Annotated in this window: 22 protein-coding genes and 1 tRNA gene; 7 read left to right on the top strand and 16 right to left on the bottom strand. The window is 61.6% G+C overall.

The annotated features are described in order from the left end of the window. Window positions 1-41 precede the first annotated feature (41 nt). Together FF124_RS09585 and FF124_RS09580 are read left to right on the top strand one after the other, a co-directional pair. Entirely contained in the window at window positions 42-413 is a 372-nt protein-coding gene (locus FF124_RS09585; protein WP_138748279.1) for a type II toxin-antitoxin system RelE/ParE family toxin, read from the top strand. Continuing rightward, entirely contained in the window at window positions 410-757 is a 348-nt protein-coding gene (locus FF124_RS09580; RefSeq protein WP_210237458.1) for a helix-turn-helix domain-containing protein, read from the top strand. Before FF124_RS09585 ends, FF124_RS09580 begins: the two co-directional genes overlap by 4 nt. A 94-nt stretch (window positions 758-851) precedes the next feature. Here FF124_RS09580 and FF124_RS09575 read toward each other — a convergent pair whose 3' ends face one another. The 6 genes from FF124_RS09575 to FF124_RS09550 all read right to left on the bottom strand — a co-directional run bounded on the left by FF124_RS09575 (window position 852) and on the right by FF124_RS09550 (window position 5,412). Then, entirely contained in the window at window positions 852-1,358 is a 507-nt protein-coding gene (locus FF124_RS09575) for a BA14K family protein (RefSeq protein ID WP_138748278.1), read from the bottom strand. Window positions 1,359-1,531: 173 nt separating this feature from the next. Beyond that, the gene (locus tag FF124_RS20950) at window positions 1,532-2,137 is read right to left on the bottom strand and encodes a BA14K family protein (RefSeq protein WP_342777056.1); all 606 of its coding nucleotides are present in this window, start codon (window positions 2,135-2,137) and stop codon (window positions 1,532-1,534) included. A 133-nt stretch (window positions 2,138-2,270) separates the two neighbouring features. Continuing rightward, the gene (locus FF124_RS09565) at window positions 2,271-3,308 is read right to left on the bottom strand and encodes a histone deacetylase family protein (protein ID WP_138748277.1); all 1,038 of its coding nucleotides are present in this window, start codon (window positions 3,306-3,308) and stop codon (window positions 2,271-2,273) included. Window positions 3,309-3,414: 106 nt separating this feature from the next. Beyond that, window positions 3,415-3,942, bottom strand: coding sequence for a GNAT family N-acetyltransferase (locus FF124_RS09560; protein ID WP_138748276.1), 528 nt, complete (start codon window positions 3,940-3,942; stop codon window positions 3,415-3,417). Window positions 3,943-3,954: 12 nt separating this feature from the next. Next, the gene (locus tag FF124_RS09555) at window positions 3,955-4,521 is read right to left on the bottom strand and encodes a helix-turn-helix domain-containing protein (RefSeq protein WP_187326902.1); all 567 of its coding nucleotides are present in this window, start codon (window positions 4,519-4,521) and stop codon (window positions 3,955-3,957) included. 87 nt (window positions 4,522-4,608) lie between these two features. Further along, window positions 4,609-5,412: a hypothetical protein gene (locus tag FF124_RS09550; RefSeq protein ID WP_138748274.1), complete on the bottom strand. Its 804-nt coding sequence runs from the start codon at window positions 5,410-5,412 to the stop codon at window positions 4,609-4,611. Between the two features lie 70 nt (window positions 5,413-5,482). Between FF124_RS09550 and FF124_RS09545 the strand changes: the two genes are divergently transcribed. Then, window positions 5,483-5,923, top strand: a complete 441-nt coding sequence (locus FF124_RS09545) for a hypothetical protein (protein ID WP_138748273.1) — start codon at window positions 5,483-5,485, stop codon at window positions 5,921-5,923. 62 nt (window positions 5,924-5,985) lie between these two features. Further along, window positions 5,986-7,812, top strand: a complete 1,827-nt coding sequence (lepA, locus tag FF124_RS09540) for a translation elongation factor 4 (protein ID WP_138748272.1) — start codon at window positions 5,986-5,988, stop codon at window positions 7,810-7,812. 184 nt (window positions 7,813-7,996) lie between these two features. Here the strand turns inward: lepA and FF124_RS09535 are convergent, their stop codons facing one another. The 5 genes from FF124_RS09535 to FF124_RS09515 all read right to left on the bottom strand — a co-directional run bounded on the left by FF124_RS09535 (window position 7,997) and on the right by FF124_RS09515 (window position 10,763). Further along, window positions 7,997-8,215 (bottom strand): hypothetical protein, encoded by a 219-nt coding sequence (locus FF124_RS09535; protein WP_138748271.1) that lies wholly within the window; start codon window positions 8,213-8,215, stop codon window positions 7,997-7,999. A gap of 44 nt (window positions 8,216-8,259) precedes the next feature. Then, window positions 8,260-8,811 carry a YceI family protein gene (locus tag FF124_RS09530; RefSeq protein WP_138748270.1) on the bottom strand — a complete coding sequence of 184 codons (552 nt, stop codon included), beginning with the start codon at window positions 8,809-8,811 and terminating at the stop codon, window positions 8,260-8,262. A 1-nt stretch (window position 8,812) separates the two neighbouring features. Beyond that, on the bottom strand, window positions 8,813-9,397 hold the full coding sequence (locus FF124_RS09525) for a cytochrome b (RefSeq protein WP_138748269.1): 585 nt from the start codon (window positions 9,395-9,397) through the stop codon (window positions 8,813-8,815). Between the two features lie 66 nt (window positions 9,398-9,463). Then, window positions 9,464-10,039, bottom strand: a complete 576-nt coding sequence (locus tag FF124_RS09520; protein ID WP_138748268.1) for a YceI family protein — start codon at window positions 10,037-10,039, stop codon at window positions 9,464-9,466. Between the two features lie 232 nt (window positions 10,040-10,271). Next, window positions 10,272-10,763, bottom strand: coding sequence for an acyl-CoA thioesterase (locus FF124_RS09515; RefSeq protein ID WP_138748267.1), 492 nt, complete (start codon window positions 10,761-10,763; stop codon window positions 10,272-10,274). A gap of 215 nt (window positions 10,764-10,978) precedes the next feature. Between FF124_RS09515 and FF124_RS09510 the strand changes: the two genes are divergently transcribed. Further along, window positions 10,979-11,830, top strand: coding sequence for a hypothetical protein (locus FF124_RS09510; RefSeq protein WP_138748266.1), 852 nt, complete (start codon window positions 10,979-10,981; stop codon window positions 11,828-11,830). Window positions 11,831-11,834: 4 nt separating this feature from the next. Here the strand turns inward: FF124_RS09510 and FF124_RS09505 are convergent, their stop codons facing one another. Then, entirely contained in the window at window positions 11,835-12,764 is a 930-nt protein-coding gene (locus tag FF124_RS09505; RefSeq protein ID WP_246072365.1) for a magnesium transporter, read from the bottom strand. Here FF124_RS09505 and FF124_RS20760 point away from each other — a divergent pair. Then, on the top strand, window positions 12,724-12,933 hold the full coding sequence (locus tag FF124_RS20760) for a hypothetical protein (RefSeq protein WP_246072375.1): 210 nt from the start codon (window positions 12,724-12,726) through the stop codon (window positions 12,931-12,933). The genes FF124_RS09505 and FF124_RS20760 overlap by 41 nt on opposite strands. A gap of 185 nt (window positions 12,934-13,118) precedes the next feature. Next, window positions 13,119-14,465, top strand: a complete 1,347-nt coding sequence (clcA, locus tag FF124_RS09500; protein WP_425462522.1) for a H(+)/Cl(-) exchange transporter ClcA — start codon at window positions 13,119-13,121, stop codon at window positions 14,463-14,465. A 21-nt stretch (window positions 14,466-14,486) separates the two neighbouring features. Here clcA and FF124_RS09495 read toward each other — a convergent pair whose 3' ends face one another. From FF124_RS09495 to FF124_RS20670, 4 genes are all read right to left on the bottom strand, one after another. Then, window positions 14,487-15,431: a formylglycine-generating enzyme family protein gene (locus tag FF124_RS09495; protein ID WP_138748263.1), complete on the bottom strand. Its 945-nt coding sequence runs from the start codon at window positions 15,429-15,431 to the stop codon at window positions 14,487-14,489. 205 nt (window positions 15,432-15,636) lie between these two features. Next, a tRNA-Pro gene (locus tag FF124_RS09490) sits at window positions 15,637-15,713 on the bottom strand. Window positions 15,714-15,868: 155 nt separating this feature from the next. Continuing rightward, window positions 15,869-18,463 (bottom strand): cation:proton antiporter domain-containing protein, encoded by a 2,595-nt coding sequence (locus tag FF124_RS09485; RefSeq protein WP_138748262.1) that lies wholly within the window; start codon window positions 18,461-18,463, stop codon window positions 15,869-15,871. Window positions 18,464-18,770: 307 nt separating this feature from the next. Next, window positions 18,771-19,055: a hypothetical protein gene (locus tag FF124_RS20670; RefSeq protein WP_138748261.1), complete on the bottom strand. Its 285-nt coding sequence runs from the start codon at window positions 19,053-19,055 to the stop codon at window positions 18,771-18,773. Window positions 19,056-19,164 lie beyond the last annotated feature (109 nt).

Below are 19,164 nucleotides of genomic sequence, written 5' to 3'. Positions count from 1 at the left end.
CTCTCCGGGAAACCTGCTTAAGGTTGACGGAGTATACATAAATGAGTATAAAAAAGGACGCACTTAAGCCGTGTCGCTGGGTGGGAAGCGCCCAGAAGGATCTTCAGGGTTTTCCGGAACGGGTGAAGAAGGATATCGGCACGGCTCTCATGTTCGCGCAAGCCGGGCAGAAACCAGGCAGCGCCAAACCCTTCAAAGGTGTTGGATCCGGCGTTTGGGAGATCGTCGATGACCATGATGGCGATACCTATCGTTGCGTCTACCTTCTTCGTTTGAAGGAGGTCGTTTACGTGCTTCACGCCTTCCAGAAGAAATCGAAGACTGGCAAGAAAACGCCGCCCAAAGACATCGAAATGATCAAGTCTCGGATCAAGCTCGCCGAGGATGACTACAAGAAAAGACCAGCAACATGATTGAAGACATTACAGAAAGCTCGGGCAACATCTTCGCCGATCTTGGCCTCCCAGACGCAGAGGAACTGAGCCTGAAGGCTGCGCTCGCGATTCAGGTGGCATCCATCATCAAGCACCGTCACCTGACGCAGCGCGATGCCGGGGAGATACTGGGAATTCCTCAGTCCCATGTATCCAAAATCATGAACGGCAAGCTCGAGGGAATAACGTCAGACAGGATTCTGCGGATGCTCCTCAAGCTCGGCCGCGATATCGATATCGTGATCAAGAAGAAAAATCCGAAAGTCGATCAGGGTCGCCTGTCCATAGCGACGCCGAAAAAACGCGTCTCAGTAGCCGCTTGATTTTGACTGTTACGTGTTGAGGGTACGGGTTTCGGTAATAGAAAAGGCCACGCTCCTGATGTGCGCGGCCTCTTCTCTTTTCATTGCACCCTAATCAGTAATACGGCGACAGGCACTGTTTGCGCGGGCCGTTATAGGGCTGGAAGGTATTGTCAGACGGGCGGTAGGAGCGGTAGCGCGCCTCGCACCATTGGTAATGCTTCGGATTCAGCCCGTAGGTCTGCTGCGGCTGGCGGTTCTGGTTAGCCGCGACTGCGCCGCCGATGATCAACGCGCCCGCGCCGAGAATGGCGAGCGGAACCCAGGCATTGTCATTGTTGTCGTAGTAGTATCCGGGCGGTGGCGGACGATAGCCCCATCCGTTATTGTAACCCCAGCCGCCATTGTTGTAATAGCGCCTGTTGTTATAGCCGCGATTGCGACCCCAGCCGCCGCGATTGTCGTTATAGCGATCGCCGCCGCGATACTGCACCGTCTGCACGGCATTATCCGCCGTCGGGGCCGGCTTCATCACCGGCATCGCCTCCGCAGGCAGAACGCTCACCGCCATGAATGCGGAGGCAATGGCGGCCGCCGCCGTTTTCCTTGCCAATCTGATCATCTCATTCTCCTGTTTGCCGCGCCGAAGGGTCGGACGCCGAAATCCTTGGTTACAGGCAGAGACTAATCAAGCCTGCCTGAACCCGAGATTAACGTTTCAGAAAGGAGAAAGGGCGCGCGCCGCCGGTCAAATGGCAAGGCGCGCTGTCACATTTCGTGTGTTCTCGCGCCGTCTCAATAGTAGGGCGAGGTGCACTGTTTGCGTGGCCCGTTATAGGGTTGATAGGTGTTGTCCGAGGCGCGATAGGATTTGTAGTGGTCCTCGCACCATTGATAGTGCTTCGGATTGATGCCGGCCTGAACCGGGGCAGCATCGCTGGACGATGCAGCAGCCGCAACGCCGCCGCCGATCAGCGCGCCGGCGCCGAAGGTGATGGCCGGCCCCCAGTTGTTCCAGTAGGGACCGCCATACCAGCCCGGACCATAAGGCCCGTAAGGACCGCCATAGACGGGACCGAAATAGGGACCCGGATAGGGACCGACCGGCCTGTAGGGCGGCGGCGGATTGCCGTGCCAATGCGGCCCGTAGCGGCCGCCGCCATGCCAACCCGGCCCGCCCGGATTTCCGTGCCAGTGCGGCGCGACCGGCCCGTGGAGCCCGCCGTGAAGCGCCGGACCGGGCCCCATGGGCACGCCGTGATAATGGCCGAAACCGCCCCCATGGAAGCCGCCGCCATGAAAACCGCCCGCGGGATGCGCCGCGGCCGGCGTGATCGCGGCCGCCGCCAGCATGCCCGCCGCCACGACCGCGACGAATGCCTTCCTTACTGCCTTCAACATCGGCTTCCTCCTGAAGCAAACACCTGAAGCGACGGCGGCGGACCGGATAGGCGTCCAACCGCAATCTTCGGTCGTGGCGTTACGCCTTTCAACCTGAATGCAGCATTAACGGAGGGATTGTCGGCCGGAGGGTTCAGGCTCCGTCCTCTTCCAGTCCGATCAGGACATTGGCGACATTGTCGCCGATCTCGTGCACGCCGTAGCCGCCCTCCATGACGGTGAGGACCGGAATGCCGAGCCCGGCAACCCTGGCGCCCATGGTGCGGAAATCAGGCGTCTTCAGGCGGAAGAAGGAGATCGGATCCTTCTCGAACGTGTCGACGCCGAGCGACAGGACCAGGGCTTCGGCGCCGAAGGCCGCAATCCGCTTCAGCGCCGCCTCCAGCGCCTCGCTATAGGCTGGCCAGGCAGTATTGCGCGGCATCGGAAAGTTGGCATTGTAGCCCTCGCCCCTGCCCTTGCCGGTCTCCTCCCTGTGCCCCCAGAAATAGGGGAAGGCATCGTCCGGCTCGCCATGCAGAGAGGCGAAGAAGATGTCGTCACGCTCATAGGTGACGTCCTGGGTGCCGTTGCCGTGGTGGAAATCGACATCGAGGATCGCGACCTTCCTCGCGCCATTGTCGAGCATTCGCTGGGCGGCGATGGCGGCATTGTTGAGGAAGCAATAGCCGCCGAAAAGGTCGATGCCCGCATGATGGCCGGGCGGGCGGCAGAGCGCGAAGGCTAAGCGATGCCCCTCGCCGAGATAATCGGCCCCGGTCATGGCGCAGTCCTTCGCCGCGATCGCCGCCTCGTATGTGCCCTCGGTGATCGAGGTTTCCACCGAATTGGCGTAGTAGCCCAGAAGGCCGTCGATATTGTGCGGCGGGCGGGCGTAATAGGAGCGGCGCACCGGCAGCGAGATCGGGATCGCCTCGGTGGTGAAGCCGGCGGAGAGCCAGCGCTCCCACACGGTCTCGAGAAACTGCAGATAGCCCGCGTCATGCAGTTTCAGCGGCACGGTGAGATCATAGCGCCTGGGCGCGACCTCGTCGTCAAAACCCTTTTCCTTCAGCGCGGCCCGGATCCACTCGACCCGGAAGGGCCCTTCGAAAGGCTTCACCAACTCGCCGCCATGCAGCTCGGTCTTGGCATCACGCAGCTTGTGATCCTCGGAATAGATGACACGCATTTTCAGGGCCCCTTGACGAGAAAGACTTCCCCTCTGTCGGTAGCCCCATTCCGGCGCGAAATCCACAGCAGACGCCAAGTTCGCTGAGACAATTGTGACAACGCCATCATGGCGACGGATCAGCGAGCCGCTTGTAGAAGAAGGTCGTGGCGCAATAGCCGCCTTCGGGATAAAGCGCATAATCCGGCACCACGCCGACGCGGTTCCAGCCGAAGCGCGGATAGATCGCCTCCGCCGCGCTGCCCGTGGCGGTGTCGAGCACCAGAAGCCAGCGGCCCCGCTTGCGGCATTCCGCCTCCAGCGCCTCCATCAGCAGTCGGGAAACGCCCCTCCCCCTGAAGGCGCGCAGCACGATGAGCTTCATCACATCGCCGCGATGCGGCTGGTTCGGTTTTTGCGCCAGCCCCGCCTGCACCGTACCGACAAATTCGCCCTCTTCCTCGGCAACGGCGAGGATGACCGCGCCGGCGGCAACGCCCGCGGCCACCTGTCGCCAGAAGGCGTCCACCGCGCCCGCATCACAAGGCGCCATGAAGCCCATGGAGGCATTGTCCTCGATACTGTCCGCCAGGAGGGCCGAAAGCGCGGGGATCGCTGCTTCCGCCTCGTCTGCGTTCAAAAGCCTGATGTCCATGGCTGCTCCTGACTATGGCGCGCGCTCGATGATCACCGAATAGGTGACATCGGTTGCGCCGGGATTTGAGAAAACATGCGGCTCGGCCACCGGCATGAACAGGCAGTCGCCCTTCGAAAGTTGGCGGCTTTCCTCGCCGAATTCGACATCGAGCACGCCGTCCAGCACCCAGACGTGCTGGCGCAACTCCGCCGCGCCATGCTTTGGCGGATAGGCGATGCGGCCGCCGGCGGGAAAGCGGATGAGCACGATATCGACCGCCGAACCGGTGCCCGACGGCGAAACGGAACGGCGCGTATAGCCGGTTTCCGGATCGCGCCAGACCGGCTGGTCGACCCGGCGCGACAGCGGGTCGACAGGCCTGTCCGCATCGGAAAAGAAGGCCGAGAGCGACGTGCCGAGCGCGGCGCAGAGCTTCGCCAGCACCAGCGCGGACGGCGAAGCTTCCGCCCGCTCGATGCGCGAGATCATTGCGCGGCTAACATCGGAATATTCCGCAAGCCGGTCGAGCGTCAGCCCCTTTTCGGTGCGTAGCCGTTTGAGGTTGAGCGCAATGGTTCGGTCGAAAGTTGAGTCGATAATATCCATGATGCGATCATGGATTTCCACTATAGGAGAGTCAAGTGGTTATTTGATGGAAGACCCGGCTGCAATTGACATACAGGTCTAGTCAGCCTCTCGCCAGGCCGTATCCCCGCACGGTTCGGTGGTTTCCAGCACGGCGGCAAGATCGTTTCGCAACACCGCACCATCCACGAACGCCCGGCGTTCCGGCGAAAGCTGTTGCTCAAGATCTGGTCTGTTCCAGGCATCGTTGGCCCAATTCCCTGCGCCGTCGAACAAATAGTCCGGCCTCAAGATTGGAGAGGCGTTCATCAAAGACTGTTTCAGAAAATAAAGGACATCGGGATTGAGGCGCACCACCTTGGTGTTGCCATCGAGTTGAAGAAAGCTTGAAAATGCCGAGACAGAACCCCGGCGCGCAATGCGCTCCACTTCGTCGATCAGCGCAAGTGCCCGACTATCGTCAACCGTACTGTCTTTGCCTGAATACCGCCCGCAATAGGAAATCGTAATCGCGCTTTCCGGCGCCTCAGCGAGCTTCTTGAGCCGGTAGGCATAGGGCGCGGTAAGACAAAAGGGAAGCCTCGAGACCTCACTGATTTCGGCATAGTTTTTCCATCGCTGGAAGAGCGCATCTCTGTCGCTGTTGCCGCCAGCATAAGCGGGATAACGGTTGAGATAGACGCTAAAGGCCTTTTCCAGATAATCACCGCAACCCGGCGTCGTATAATCGAGGTGGGAGCCCGGAGGATTGAGAAACTCGAATTCTTCCGGCGTCAGATCCCAAACAGGCGGCTGCGGATGGCGCTGAAACCAGATGTCGGGGTCGGCGGCGTAGGCTCGGCTGGTTATCAGGCCAAAGGTCAATATCGCCAGAGTGCAAATTCGCTTCACGCCGCTTTTCATACCCGCAAATCCCCGACAGCGTCCGAGCATTTAATCTGGAAGAGGAATCCACAAGCAAAAGGACGAAACCATGCTTGCAGACCAGAATGAAAATGCATGCCGCAGTTTAAGAAGGATCGAATTGGCAATCAACAACGAAATCAGTCGCCTAAGCGACAAGAAAAAAGAAAGACTTGCCGAACGACAAAGGGCAGAGGGAACCATCCATGAGCTTGAACTTGACCTCGCCCGCATCGGGGACGAATTTAACCTCTCGGGTTCCGATATCATCGGTATGTTCACAGGCAGTCGTTGGCGGCAAGCAATCGCCATGTTACAGACAATAAATTCTGCTTCGACAATTTCTCAGGTCGAAAACCTCCTGCGGAAGCGAAAAGAACTTGAAGCGCGGCTTTCCGACTTGCAAGCCGAAATCGTCGCCGTCACTTATGAGATCATCCAGAAAAACAGGGAGCGCGATGCCAACATTGAGGAACAGCGACAACTGGGCTGCCCAAAACGTCCCTACTGACCCCGCCCCTCTCCCCGCAATTTCGCTTCCAAGAAACCGCGCGCGCTGCTATATGCGCGCGCATGAGCACAAATGAAGACCGCATCCCACTGGACCATATCCGCAACTTTTCCATCGTGGCCCATATCGACCACGGGAAATCGACGCTGGCCGACCGCCTGATACAGACATGCGGCGGGCTTGCCGAGCGTGAGATGTCCGCCCAGGTTCTCGACAACATGGATATCGAGCGCGAGCGCGGCATCACCATCAAGGCCCAGACCGTGCGCCTGCACTACAAGGCGAAGAACGGCGAGACCTATGTGCTGAACCTGATCGACACGCCCGGCCATGTCGACTTCGCCTATGAGGTTTCGCGCTCGCTTTCGGCGTGCGAGGGGTCGCTGCTGGTGGTCGACGCCTCGCAAGGCGTGGAAGCCCAGACACTCGCAAACGTCTATCAGGCGATCGACAATGATCACGAACTGGTCACGGTTTTGAACAAGGCCGACCTGCCGGCCGCCGACCCGGAGCGGGTGAAGGAGCAGATCGAGGACGTGATCGGCATCGATGCCTCCGACGCGCTGCTGATCTCCGCCAAGACCGGCATGGGCGTGCCGGACGTGCTGGAAGCCATCGTCCACAGATTGCCCCCGCCGAAGACCGAAAAGGGCGCCGATGCGCCGCTGAAGGCGCTGCTGGTCGACAGTTGGTACGACACCTATCTCGGCGTCATGGTTCTGGTGCGCGTCATCGACGGCGTGCTGAGAAAGGGCCAGACCATCCGCATGATGGGCACGGATGCCAAATACCCGATTGATCGCGTCGGCGTTCTGACGCCGAAAATGCTGGTTGTCGACGAGCTCGGCCCCGGTGAGATCGGCGTGATCACCGCCTCCATCAAGGAAGTGGCCGATACCCGCGTCGGCGACACGATCACCGAGGACAAGCGCCCGACGGAAAAAATGCTGCCGGGCTTCAAGCCGGCCCAGCCTGTCGTGTTCTGCGGGTTGTTCCCGGTCGATGCCAATGATTTCGAGGATCTGCGCGCTGCCGTCGGCAAGCTGCGCCTCAACGATGCGTCCTTCTCCTATGAAATGGAAAGTTCGGCCGCCCTCGGCTTCGGCTTCCGCTGCGGCTTCCTCGGCCTTCTCCATCTGGAGATCATCCAGGAGCGGCTGGAGCGCGAGTTCGACCTCGACCTGATCGCCACCGCGCCTTCGGTGGTCTACGAGATGTCGATGACGGACGGGCGCGAGATCGAGCTGCACAATCCGGCCGACATGCCGGAAGTGGTCAAGATCGCCGAGATCCGCGAGCCCTGGATCAAGGCCTCGATCCTGACGCCGGACGACCATCTCGGATCGATCCTGAAGCTCTGCCAGGACCGGCGCGGCATCCAGACCAACCTCACCTATGTGGGCAACCGGGCGATGCTTTCCTACGACCTGCCGCTCAACGAGGTCGTCTTCGATTTCTACGACCGGCTGAAGTCGATCTCCAAGGGCTATGCCTCGTTCGACTATCACCTCGACGACTATCGCGCCGGCAATCTGGTGAAGATGTCGATCCTCGTCAACGGCGAGCCGGTCGACGCGCTCTCCATGCTGGTGCACCGCACCGCCGCCGAAAAACGCGGGCGCGACATGTGCGAGAAGTTGAAGGAGCTGATCCCGAAGCACATGTTCAAGATTCCGATCCAGGCCGCCATCGGCGGCAATGTGATCGCGCGCGAAACGATCTCGGCGCTCCGGAAGGACGTCACGGCCAAGTGCTATGGCGGCGACGCCACCCGCAAGCGCAAGCTTCTGGAAAAGCAGAAGGCGGGCAAGAAGCGCATGCGCCAGTTCGGCAAGGTGGAAATCCCGCAGGAAGCCTTCATCGCCGCGCTGAAGATGAGCGACGAATAAAGCAAGCAGCGCTTTTGCGAGTGTTTGAGCGACGAATGCGCGCCGGGATCATTCTCCCGGCGGCAAGAGGCGTTCCCGTCGCTTCACGTTCCAGTCGTTGGCGAGAACGGCCACCCAGCCGAGCCCCGCGACCAGCAGGGGCAGCACGAAATAGAAAAATATCATTGTGCTGTTCATGGCTCTCTCAACCTTCCGAGAACGTGTCTTGCACCCATATGTAGTGCAAAAGCGGCAAAAGCCAAACCATGCTTGAAATGATGGCAAGTCCTGAAAGCGCTTCGACATGGCTAAGCGCCGAGACAGACGAGACAATCAGACCGGCGGCGATCGAGGCCGTTGAAGCCCTGTCGAGCGCATTCGCAAGAAGCTTGATGCGCTCGTTGTGGATTGTGTGTTTCTGCATCTCTGCCACGCGCGCCCTTTCACAAGGCCCTTCGTGGCGCGAGCTTACCGCATCGCCGTCAAATCTAGAAGCACCGTCACCGTCTCTCCGACCGTATCGGCGTTCACGGCGGGACCGAGATTGTATTCCTTGCGGTCCAGTGTCGCCGTGCCGACGGCATGGGCCGTATCGCCGTCGATATCGAGCGTGAAGTTAAGCTCGATCGGCAGGGTGACCGCCTTGATGGTCAGAAGGCCGTCGGCCTTGTAGCTGCCGTCGTCGAGAACCAGGACATTGTCTGTGGTGAAATCGGCGGAACCGAATTCCTTGACAGCGAACCAGTCGGACGTCTCCAGCATGCCGTCATACTGGCCGTTTCCGGTTAGAGCACTGCCAGTGTCGATCTCGACGGTGATGAGCGCGTCTTCCGGCGCTTGCGGGTCGAAATCAATCGAAGCCGACCAGCTTTCGAATGTGCCGGAAAGCGTCTTGCCGCCCTGCGGCACCTCGAAACCGAGCGTGCTGTTGTCGTGATCGACGGCCCAGGTATCGGCGAGTGCCGGCGAGGCAAAGGCTGTTGCGAGCGCAAGCGCGGCAGCAAAGGCTTTGATGTTCATGTCATTCTCCGGGTATGGGACGGGCGCCGCGCGCGGGTCGTACCATGCGCTTCAGCGTCTCGTCGCGGGCGATGAAGTGATGCTTGAAGGCGGCGGCGACATGGCCGACAATCAGCAGGATGAGGAAATAGGCGCCATATTCATGCGCGGTCGAGGCAAGCGCCTCCGTTGCGGCCTTGTCGCCCGGAACCGGCAGATGCGGCACCTCGAAAAGATTGAAGACGATCGTCGGGATGCCCCAGGGCGATGCCGAGACCACCAGCCAGCCGGAGAGCGGCAGCAGGAACATCATCGCGTAGAGCCCGGTGTGACCGAGATGCGCGACGCCCTTCTCCCAGACCGGCATCTCCGCCGGCAGTTTCGGCGAAGGGTTGACGGCCCGCCACAGGAGCCGAAGCACGGCGAGCGCCAGCACCACGAAGCCAATCGACTTATGCAGCTGGAACAGCGCGAAGGCGTCCGGATCCGACTGCGGCAACCGCACCATGTAAAGCCCAAGACCGAGCATGCCGAGAATAAGCAGCGCCATGACCCAGTGAAACAGGATGGCGACGGCGCCATAGCCATGTCTGGTGTTCTTGATCATCGAAAATCTCCGAGAGACGCGGGCGAACCTCTATCGGGCTCCGCCCGCGCGCTCATTGGTCAGCCGTTACTCGGCGATCAGCGCTTCGCCGGAAAAGACGACGGAGACTTCGTCACTGATATAGGGCGTGTACATGTCCATGCCGTAGTCGGAGCGCAGGACCGTCGCTTCCATCAGGAAGCCGGCCGCCTGCTTTTCTGCCATCGGATGCTCGCCCAGCGACAGGACTTCCACCGTCAGCACGGCGGGCTTGGTGATATCCTTGATGGTCAGGTCACCGGTCACCTCAAGCTCGGTGTCGGACAGCTTCTTCACCTCAGTGCTGGTGAAGGTGACCTCCGGATAGTTCTCGACTTCGAAGAAATCGGCGCTCTTGAAATGCTCGTCGCGCGCGTCCCAGAACGTGTCGAGGCTGTCCGCATCGATCACGAATTCGACCGACGAGTTTTCCGGCGCATCCGTGTCGATCGTCAGCGTGGCGTCCCAGTCACCGAAACGACCGTCGGTGATCGAGTAGCCGAGGTGGTTGTAGCTGAATGACAGGTTGCTGTGCGACTTGTCGAATTCATAGGAGACCGGGGCGGCAAGAACCGGAGCGGACATCATGGACAGAACGACAGCCGTGGTAGCAAAACGGAACATAAATAACCTCTCGCTGATGCGGTTTGGACAGGACCGGAATGGTCGCGTGCACCGCTACAGCTAGCGGAATTTGCGTGTTCGACAATTTCGCAAATGCTGAACGCACTGTTCAACAACTTAAGTGTTTGAATTTTTTCTATTCTCTCGAGTTGAAGAAAATGTGAGCCGCGCTTTACCGGTTGCAGCGCAGCAAAAAATCCGCGGAGACCGCGCTGAACCGCAACCCTGCCCCTCAGTCCCTGTCCGATTTCAGTTCCCTGAAGCGGGCCTCATATTCCTTGCGCAGCTGATGACGCATCTTGGCTTCCTCGAAGCGGCGCTCCTTGTCGGGCGCCTCGAGGTTAAGTTTCGGCACCGGCGTCGGCTTACCGTGCTCGTCGACCGCAACCATGGTGAAATAGCAGGAATTGGTGTGGCGGCGCTTGCCGCTGCGCACATCCTCCGCCTCAACGCGGATGCCGATTTCCATCGAGGTATGGCCGGTATAGTTGACGGAGGCACGCAGTGTGACGAGTTCGCCGACATTGATCGGCTCGCGAAAGGTCACCTGATCGACCGACAGCGTCACGGCGTAATCCTGTGAGAAGCGCGCGGCGCAGGAATAGGCCACCCGGTCGAGAAGGCTCAAAAGTGCCCCGCCATGCACTTTGCCGGAAAAATTCGCCATATCCGGCGTCATCAGTACAACCATTTCAAGTTGGCTCGGGTCGTGTGCACGATCCATGCGTTGTTCATCCCTCTCGTTGCGCGGCAGCGCCGCCGTCCCTCCCCGCATCCTGCGGGCAGCGCCGAGCTTTGCCCGAATGGCGTCCGCGATCAACAGCAAAGAAGCTCTCTTTCCGAGCACCGTGCCATTGCCTGCAGTTGACCTTCGTCACGCCAGCGGCGAAAGTCGCCGGCAACCGCCGTTTCAACACAACCAAGCAGACAGAAGAACGCATGATATCAAAGGTCAACCACGCGGAAGAGACCCTTCAGGCGGGCCCCTGGCCCTTCGTCACGCTGCGCCATGAAACGCGCGGCGGACGGCGATTGCTCTGGCGCGCCCGCGACCACCGCAAAGGGCTGTTCCGCCAGAAGCGCGCGCTTGAGCATGTGCGCGCGCCGGCCTGGCAGACCGCGCTCTACAACTGGATCATGGGCCTCATCTTCGTGATCGGTTCTTCGCTGTTCATGGCGGGAAGCGCGATGGCGCTCTTTCCGAAGATCGTCGCCGGGCTGCCGGACTGGACGACCAATGTCACCTTCTTCGCAGGATCGATCCCGTTCACCACGGCGGCCTATCTGCAGCTGTTCCAGGCGGCCAATGCCGACCAGACGGCGGCGGGGACCGGCGTCAGGCCGAGGCTCTTCGGCTGGAGCCCGGATAGCCCCGGCTGGCTCAGTGCCGCGACGCAGTTCATCGGCACGGTCGCCTTCAACTTCAACACCTTTGACGCCATCAACACGCCAAAGGGCTGGGTCGCGCAGGATCTCGTGATCTGGACGCCGGGCATGATCGGCTCGGTGCTGTTCCTGGTTTCGGCCTATCTCGCCTATATCGAGGTCGGCCATGCGCACCTTTCCCGGCCGCGCCGCGAGCTCGGCTGGTGGATCGCGGCAATCAACCTTGCCGGCTGCGTCGCCTTCATGATCGCCTCGACGCTTGCCTATGTGCCGCGCCACGGCGTTTCCGCCGTCGTCATGGATGTCTCCAACGCCAATCTCTGGTTCGGCGCCTTCTGTTTCGCGCTCGCAGCCGCGCTCAGCATGCGCGAGGCCCGCCATGCGGGCGACAACGCCGCCGCATGAGCCGTTACTGGTGAACCACAACGATGCCAAGCATCATGGTCGTGATGGTGAAATAGAGAAGCAGCCCGGTCAGGTCGACGATCGTGGTCAGCGCCGGACCGGAGACGACGGCCGGGTCCTGCTTCACTGCGATCGCGCCGAGCGGCAGGAGCGCGCCGATCAACGTGGCGGAAACCACCTGAGCCGCGAGGGCGACGGCAATCGCCAGACCGATGCCCTCAAGCGTCAGCCCTTCGGGCACATCGGCGGCATTGGAGATCAGCACAACCTTGAGAAAGGCGAAGGCAAACAGCATCGCCGCCATGAGCAGCGAAACGCGGACCTCCCGCCACATGATGGCGCCGGCCTCGGCCCATTTTATGCTGCCGGTGGTCAGCACGCGGGTAACGAGGCTGGCCGACTGCGTGCCGACATTGCCGCCGGTATCGGCCACCATCGGCATGTAGAGCGCAAGGATCACCAGCGCATCGAGCGCGCTTTCGTAGATATGGACGACATAGCCCGCGGCGAGGCCCGCAATCGCGAGACCCAGCACCCAGGGAAAGCGGCGGCGGAAATCCGACCAGACCGAATGTTCGAAATAGTCGTCATTGACGGCGCCCGAAAGGCCGACGAAAACCCCGGCATCCTCCTGCAGCGCGTCAACGACGAAACGGCTCGCCCGCGCCCCGTCGATCACGCCGACGAGCCGGTTCTGCCGGTCGACGACCGGCAAGAAGTCGATGCTGCCCTCCACCATCTCATGGGAGACGCTTTCAGCCGAACGCTCGGCAAGGGCGACTTTCGCATCGGCGCGCGCGAAGGCGCCGACAGGGTCGTCAGGCTTGCGGCGAAGGCAGTCGTGCAGAGAGACGACGCCGGCAAAAAGCCCCTCCGCGTCGCGGATGCAGGCCATGGTCACGGGCCTGGCGCCGTTTGCAGCAAAAAGCCTCACCGCTTCGCCCGCGCTTGTTTCAGGCTTCAGCGTCAACGGCGATTGGTCAGTTATCCGCGCAAGCGGCGTTAGGGGCGCGCTCAGCGCAAAATCACCGGCAGTGGCATCCGTCACGACACATTTCCTTTTCATTTTTCCCTTTACTAAACAAGGCAGTCTAAAGATTTGATGACGCCGCAGGCGCGAGTTGTGCATCGACCCTGGGCAAGGCTGGACTTCACCCAGCTTGTCTGCATACTGAAGTTGCGTAAAGGGGGATGAAACACGGCGCGCCTTTGTTCTCGAAGGGCTCTGCATACCCGCTTTTTGCGTTGATATTGACCCCTTGCGATCCGGCCGTTCTTCATGGATGACATGTCCCAACTTCCCGATCAACCCGGCGACCGGCGTGCCGAGGTCCGCTTTATCGTCCTGGCCGCGGCTGCGGGAATCTTGACCGGCACGGCGGGCTCCTTCTTCCACATGATCATCGACAGGCTGCTCACCTGGCCGGCGGTTCTGTCGCGCCATCTCGACGGCGCGCCGCTGGTCGGCGTTGCCGCCCTCATCACCATGTGTCTCACGGTCGCCTCGGTCTATATCGTGCGCCGCTATGCGCCCGAGGCCGGCGGCAGCGGCGTTCAGGAGATCGAGGGCGCGATGAGCAACCTGCGCACCGTGCACTGGCGCAAGGTGCTGCCGGTCAAATACCTCACCGGCATCGCCGCGCTTTCTTCAGGGCTGGTGCTCGGTCGCGAGGGGCCGACCATCCATATCGGCGCATCGATTTCGGCGGCGATCACCAGTTTCTTCAAGGTCTCGGACGTGGAGCGGCGCGGGCTTCTCGGCGCGGGTGCCGCGGCCGGCCTTGCCTGCGCCTTCAATGCGCCGCTCGCCGCCGTGCTGTTCATCATCGAGGAAACGCACAGTCAGTTTCCCTACACCTTCCGCACCTATATGGGCGTGATCGCCGCGGCCTTCTTCGCCACTGTGATGACGGAGATGATCGGCGGCACGGCGCCGGATTTTTCCATGTCCGTACCGACGCCCGAACTGGCGCTTTTGCCGGCTTTCGTCATCCTCGGCTGCGTGCTCGGCGCGGTCGGCGTCAGCCTCAACGCCGCGATCATGGGCGTAAGCAACTTTGTCATGGCCATGCACAAGCGCGTGCCCTATCTGATGCCGGCGCTGATCGGCCTTGCCGTCGGCGCGCTGTTCATCCTGTTTCCGCGCGCCGTGACCGGCGGCGAGAATGTGATCGTGATGATGGCGCGCGACAACATGGCGCTCAGCGCGTTGCTGGGTCTTGCGGTGCTGCGCTATGTCAGCATGGTCGCCAGCTATTCGGCCGGCACGCCGGGCGGCATCTTCGCGCCGATGCTGGCGCTTGCCATCTGCATCGGGCTGGCCTTCGGCACCGCGCTTTCGGGTCTGCTGCCCGCAGGCGCCGCCGTGCCGCTGGCCTTCGGCATTGCCGCCATGGGCGGACTGTTCTCCGCTTCGGTGCGCGCGCCGATCGTCGGCGTGGCGCTGACGCTGGAACTCACCGGCGCCTACACGATGACGCTGCCGCTGATCGCCACCTGCCTGACGGCCAATCTTGTGGCGCAGTGGATCGGCGGTCATCCGATCTACGAACAGCTTCTCGACCGCACCCTGGCCCAGGCCGGCGTCCATCCGGAACGCATGCCGAAGAAACGTTCAGGCGCGGGCATCGCCTGAGATACGGTTCAGACGCAGGCCTCACGCGTCATAGGCGACGCGAAACCCGACATTGCTCGCCGCGCTGTCGGGCGTGAGCGCCATGCGGGCGGCAATCCGGTAGCGATAGCAATAGGAGATGTGGCAGAGGAAGGACCCGCCCTTCAACAGCCGTTCGTTAGCGGCAACCGCGTCGGCATTGCGCTTCTTGGCGTGGCGCGACAGCGAACGGATGCGGTAGGGATCTGCCGTCCATTCCCAGACATTGCCGGCCATGTTGTAGAACCCGCCTTCGTTCGGTTCGAACGACCGTGCCGGGGCTGTCCCCATATAGCCGTCGGCCATGGTATTGGTATGCGGGAACGTGCCCTGCCAGATATTGCAGAAAATGGTCTCGTCATCCGGCTCGTCATTGCCCCAGGCAAATTTGCGGCCGCGCACGCCGCCATGGGCCGCGCGTTCCCATTCCGCCTCGCTCGGAAGCCTGCCGCCGACCCATTCGGCAAAGGCGAGCGCATCGGCATGGGACACCTGGGTGACGGGGTGATCGAGCCTGTCGTCGATCGAACTTCCCGGCCCCTCCGGCTGACGCCAGCTGGCGCCGTCGATCCGCACCCACCAGGGCGTCGACGGCGCGTTGCCCGTCACCTCGGTCTCGGCGGGCAGAAGCCCGGCAAAAACGGCCGACCAACCGAAGCGCTCCGCCTCACTGACATAACCCGTCGCGGCGACGAAGTCGGCAAAACGGCCGATCGTCACCGTCTGGGCTTCAAGCCTATAGTCATTGAGCTTGACGCTGCGCGCCGGCCCTTCGCCGTCGAGCGGGATGACCGGGTTGTCCATGCCGACATGGCTGCGTCCGCCGGGGATGAAGATCGCGTTGGAACGCTCGCCGGCAACAGAAGGCGCGGCAGCGGGGGCCGAGGCGGGCGCCGGCTCTCCTGCATTGCGCGAGACGGCACAGCAGCCCTTGACGGCATCATCCATCGTTCTTCTCCCTTATGGAGCGGGCCATGCCCGTTCCGGTTGCTCTCAAGCGACCTTTAATGCTTTTCCAGCTGTTTGGAAACCGTTTCCACCACGGGAGGGTTGGCGGGAAAGCGTGGACGGACCAAAGGGCGATTGGCCCGGTTCACGATCCGAACCGACCCTATCCGCCTGTATTTCCAGAAAGATTTGGGGGAAGTTTAAATGGTCGGGGTGGCGGGATTCGAACCCACGACCCCTTGACCCCCAGTCAAGTGCGCTACCGGGCTGCGCTACACCCCGACCAGCCATAACGGCCCGTCCCCATTAGACTTTCGATGCCGGGCGCGCAAGAGGCAATTTGACGATCCAAACCAAAAACCGGAAATTTGCGCCGGAAGCTCCGGAACACGTCAGCGAACTTCACGAAATTGGTGCGGACCGCGTTAGAGGCTCGGTCAAAATCCGCTTTGGTAGAAGCGTCTCCGCGGCCGCGGCTTGAGCGAGCCGGATTTCACCAGGATCGCGCGGATCTCGGCTGTTTGTTCGTCCGCCGGACGATCGAAGGTCTCAGGCGGAATGATAACGCCGCGCTCGGCAGCGCTTTGAATGACGGCCCGCCGGAAGGCGCCTTCGCGCGCCATGAAGGTGCGGACGGTATGCTCGTCCAGCGTCAGCAACGTGCAATCCGTCACCGCCGTCACCTGGATCGGACGACGGCGCTTGGCCAGAACGGCGAACTGGCCGAAGAGCTCCCCCTCCGTCAGCCTGAGCTTCACGCCGTCGGTGACGACATTCACCGTGCCGGCGGCGATGAACCAAACTTCGCGGGCCGAGCTCTCCTTCCTCAGGATATGCTGGCCGGGTGCGGCGTAGACGATGCGGATCTTCTTTCGCAGCAGCTTGCGCTCGCGCTCGTTGAAATCCGAAAAGGCGGCAAAACCCTCGACAGCAACGCGCTTCTGCTGCTTCAGGTCGAGAACCGGCCTGCCCTTCAGCTGCGCCCGTCGCTTGTCGATATCCGCACCGAGGGTCGCGCGCAGTTCGGGACCGATCAATCCATCTTCCACCAGCGCCTCGTATTCGCCCTCCTCAAGCTGCAGCGTGGTGCGCCGGATCAGCCGCCGCTCCAGTTCCTCGGCATAGCCGGGAAATTGAAGCCTGAGGGTCTCAAGTTCCCGGCGCGCCTCCTCGAGGCGGCGGTTGAGCAGTTCGTGCAGGAGTTCGGCCACGCGCCGGCCATGGATGCGGCGGATGCGTTCGTCAATGAACAGCTCCAGGCGCGGCAGCACCATGCTGTAGGACACGAGGACATCGAACCGGTCTTCCAGAAGGCTGGCGAGCGGCCGGGCGATGCCGAGGTAGTTGTGCAGCAGCGTCGCCACGCGGAAGCGCAGGTTCGTTGCGTAGACCCGGCGCGAGGCCGCGCGGTAGCCGGCGCGCCCGCTTGTCCGCGTCGCCTCGATGATCATGTCGGCGCCGATGACCAGACGCTCGGCAAGGTCGGCGGAGATGATCTGGTCGCGATAGCCGTCGAGGATCGAATCGCGCTCATGGGCAGCCAGCGCGACGAGGCCGAGCGTGATCCGGTCGCGATCCTGAAGCTGTTCCGTCGCGTCGGTCTCCTCCACGGCGGCATCGACGCGCTCGGCGAAGCGCTTGGCCTCGTCGCGGACGATCTCGCGCGTCAGGCCAAGGTCGCGCGCGGTCTCGGAGACCCGCTCGCGCACGCTCTGCAACGCGACCGCGATCACCTGGTTGCTGAGCGCGACATCGAGCGGGCTGAGCCTGTCGAGCTTCAGCTTGTGGATGATCCAGCGCAGCGTCGTGCCCTGCACGATCAGGGTGAACAGCGTGAACCCAGTGGCGATCAGGCCGACCTGATGCTTGATGTCCTGCGGCACGTAGCGGTTCTCGGTGACCGCCAGCGCCAGAGCCAGCGTCACCGCGCCTCTGAGACCACCCCAAAGGATGGCCACGCTGTAAGGCCGTTCCATTTTCGGCGACAGCCTGAGAACGGCAAGCACCGGCAGGACGCCGAACAGGATGAGCGCCCGCGCGACAAGCGCCGCGACCACCACGATCGCAATCAGGAACAGGTCGTAGAGCACGAATTCCGACAGGAGTTTCGGAATAAGGATGGCGGCGAGGATGAAGATCAGCGAGCCGGCCCAGTGGGCGATCAGGTCCCAGGTGTCGCGCATCTGCAGGTTGGCGGCCGGCGTGAACCGGGCGGTCATGTGCAGGTTGATGGTGAGCCCCGCCGCGACGACGGCGATCACGCCCGAGGCGGAGAACTGCTCCGCCAGCAGATAGGTCAGGAGCGGCACGGCCACCGAGGCCGAGATCTGACCGCGCGGAAAATCCGGCATGCGCGCGATTACCTCGACGGCAAACCGCCCGGCGGCAATGCCGATCAGGCCGCCGACGCCGGCAATCCAGGGAAAGGTGACAAGCGCCGGGCCGATCTTCGGATTGGCGACATTGACGGTGACGAAGCCCAGAAACAGCGAGAACAAGGCGATTGCCGCCGCATCGTTCAGCAAGCTCTCCCCCTCGACGATACGCGCCAGCCGCTGGGGCGACGGCGTCGCCTTGAAGATCGAGACGACGGCGGAGGGATCGGTGGTGGAGACGATCGCGCCGACCAGAAGGCAGGCGGCAAGCGGCAGCCCGGCGACCGGGTAAAGCGCAAAGCCGACGGCGAGCATGGCCACGAAAACCGCAAGGACCGCCAGAACAATGATCGGCACCCAGTCGTCCAGCATGCGCCGGATGTCGATATTGAGCGCCACCTGGAACACAAGCAGCGGCAGGAAGACATTGAGAAAGAAGCTCGCCCGGATCGGTAGGTTCAATATGCCGTGCGCCAGCGGGTTGAGCGCATTGGTCAGGCTCGTCTGCCAGAAGAAAGTGGCGGTGATGCCGATACCGATGCCCATTGCGGCAAGGATCACGGAAAACGGAAGCCTGAGGCGCGCCGCCAGCGGTTCGCTCAGCCCGATAACGGCAAAAATGCCTGCAGCGATTGCGACGAGGATCGCAAGCTCCACTCTGCCCTTCCTTTCGCTGGCGCATCGTCAGTGAGAGCGTCCTTGACGCGTCCGAACGACGCAGGGCGCTCTCAACCCATGGCGCAACCAAGTTGGTTTCCTCATCGGTCGGGCACCATCGCCCAAACCCTTGAAGATATTCAACTTAGAGCATCGGGGGAAAAAGTGGAATCCGGTTTTTCGACAACCTGATGCGCAAAAAGCTGGATCGGCGGGCGGTTCACATCAAACGCCCGGTGACTTAGCCGAAATCATGCGCAAGTTCAGCAAGCGTGCGGCTTTTGCTTCCCGATTGAACGGCTTATCCTCAGAACACCAGCACAAACAGGGCGGCGACCAGCGCGACCACGGTTCCCAGCAGAACCTTCGCCCAGAACCGGCTGCGATTGGCCAACGGCGTCGGCATGCTGCAGGCAGTACAGACTGCAGGCCCGAAGCGAAGATGGTGTCCGCAATAGTGGCAGTTTAAAAGTCGCATGTCCTTCGCGCCCTCCTGAAAGGAGTCGATGTCGAAGCGATAACGAACCGCAAGGAACGTCGTCAGGTCGTCTTCACTTTGGACAACCAAAAAGGGTAAAATGATGCGATGCAATAAAACCAATTGGGTCGTCAGCAGCCCGCACCCAAGACGATGATGACACAAATCAAGCTATTATCAAGTAATATTGTGGCAGCGCAACATAACCTATCTGAACGTTGCC

The organism is Martelella lutilitoris (assembly GCF_005924265.1).
GTDB classification, from domain to species: Bacteria; Pseudomonadota; Alphaproteobacteria; order Rhizobiales; family Rhizobiaceae; genus Martelella; species Martelella lutilitoris.
The sequence above is the reverse complement of the archived record's forward strand: the minus strand, read 5'-3'. Positions and strand labels throughout refer to the sequence as shown.

Excerpts from the sequence above, each read along its gene's own strand:
- lepA (WP_138748272.1), top strand. The coding sequence starts at position 5,986 with ATGAGCACAAATGAAGACCGCATCCCACTGGACCATATCCGCAACTTT.
- FF124_RS09565 (WP_138748277.1), bottom strand. The coding sequence starts at position 3,308 with ATGCGTGTCATCTATTCCGAGGATCACAAGCTGCGTGATGCCAAGACC.
- FF124_RS09550 (WP_138748274.1), bottom strand. The coding sequence starts at position 5,412 with ATGAAAAGCGGCGTGAAGCGAATTTGCACTCTGGCGATATTGACCTTT.
- FF124_RS09560 (WP_138748276.1), bottom strand. The coding sequence starts at position 3,942 with ATGGACATCAGGCTTTTGAACGCAGACGAGGCGGAAGCAGCGATCCCC.
- FF124_RS09530 (WP_138748270.1), bottom strand. The coding sequence starts at position 8,811 with ATGAACATCAAAGCCTTTGCTGCCGCGCTTGCGCTCGCAACAGCCTTT.
- FF124_RS20760 (WP_246072375.1), top strand. The coding sequence starts at position 12,724 with ATGGTCACGGGCCTGGCGCCGTTTGCAGCAAAAAGCCTCACCGCTTCG.
- FF124_RS09510 (WP_138748266.1), top strand. The coding sequence starts at position 10,979 with ATGATATCAAAGGTCAACCACGCGGAAGAGACCCTTCAGGCGGGCCCC.
- FF124_RS09495 (WP_138748263.1), bottom strand. The coding sequence starts at position 15,431 with ATGGATGATGCCGTCAAGGGCTGCTGTGCCGTCTCGCGCAATGCAGGA.
- FF124_RS09520 (WP_138748268.1), bottom strand. The coding sequence starts at position 10,039 with ATGTTCCGTTTTGCTACCACGGCTGTCGTTCTGTCCATGATGTCCGCT.
- FF124_RS09535 (WP_138748271.1), bottom strand. The coding sequence starts at position 8,215 with ATGCAGAAACACACAATCCACAACGAGCGCATCAAGCTTCTTGCGAAT.
- FF124_RS09575 (WP_138748278.1), bottom strand. The coding sequence starts at position 1,358 with ATGATCAGATTGGCAAGGAAAACGGCGGCGGCCGCCATTGCCTCCGCA.
- FF124_RS20950 (WP_342777056.1), bottom strand. The coding sequence starts at position 2,137 with ATGTTGAAGGCAGTAAGGAAGGCATTCGTCGCGGTCGTGGCGGCGGGC.
- FF124_RS09525 (WP_138748269.1), bottom strand. The coding sequence starts at position 9,397 with ATGATCAAGAACACCAGACATGGCTATGGCGCCGTCGCCATCCTGTTT.
- FF124_RS09585 (WP_138748279.1), top strand. The coding sequence starts at position 42 with ATGAGTATAAAAAAGGACGCACTTAAGCCGTGTCGCTGGGTGGGAAGC.
- FF124_RS09580 (WP_210237458.1), top strand. The coding sequence starts at position 410 with ATGATTGAAGACATTACAGAAAGCTCGGGCAACATCTTCGCCGATCTT.
- FF124_RS09545 (WP_138748273.1), top strand. The coding sequence starts at position 5,483 with ATGCTTGCAGACCAGAATGAAAATGCATGCCGCAGTTTAAGAAGGATC.
- FF124_RS09515 (WP_138748267.1), bottom strand. The coding sequence starts at position 10,763 with ATGGATCGTGCACACGACCCGAGCCAACTTGAAATGGTTGTACTGATG.
- clcA (WP_425462522.1), top strand. The coding sequence starts at position 13,119 with ATGTCCCAACTTCCCGATCAACCCGGCGACCGGCGTGCCGAGGTCCGC.